Source organism: Helicobacter sp. 23-1045 (genome assembly GCF_053654655.1).
In genome coordinates, this window is record NZ_JBSIUR010000038.1 from 1 (window position 1) to 408 (window position 408).

Genomic DNA, 408 nt, shown 5'->3' on the forward strand with positions numbered 1-408 from the left:
GCCACTTCGCTTAACATAAAAGTCGCAAAATACCTGCTCCAATTCCAATATCCGTCATTTACGCTATTTAGCCAATCATCGGCATAATAAATATCCCCGCGAAGTAGCGCAAATAACGCGATTGCATAAAGGGCGATTCCCCATAAAAACGCCTTTGCAAAATTTGGCGTCTTTATAAAATCCACGCAGATTCTGCGGATTTCATCTAATTTAGTGTCACAATAAAGCACGACTTTGCCTTTTCAATCGTGTGGTAGGCGTTTTTAGCGATTAGCTCCACGCCAAATTTCTCTTTTAAAAACGCGCACATTTCGGCATTTGTAAAATCATAGGGCGCATTTAGGTGGCGCAATCGCCAATGAAAAAACCAATCATTCTCCGCAAGGCGCGGGATTAAGTGCGAAAATT

Annotated in this window: 2 protein-coding genes; both read right to left on the bottom strand. The window is 41.9% G+C overall.

Annotated features, from left to right (window positions below):
• Positions 1–230, bottom strand: a 230-nt coding sequence (locus tag ACWIUE_RS11950; RefSeq protein WP_454137013.1) for a hypothetical protein, incomplete at its 3' end; no start/stop codon positions are given.
• Positions 206–408 (bottom strand): hypothetical protein (locus ACWIUE_RS11955; protein WP_454137014.1); only part of this gene is annotated, 203 nt, incomplete at its 5' end. The genes ACWIUE_RS11950 and ACWIUE_RS11955, both read right to left, overlap by 25 nt.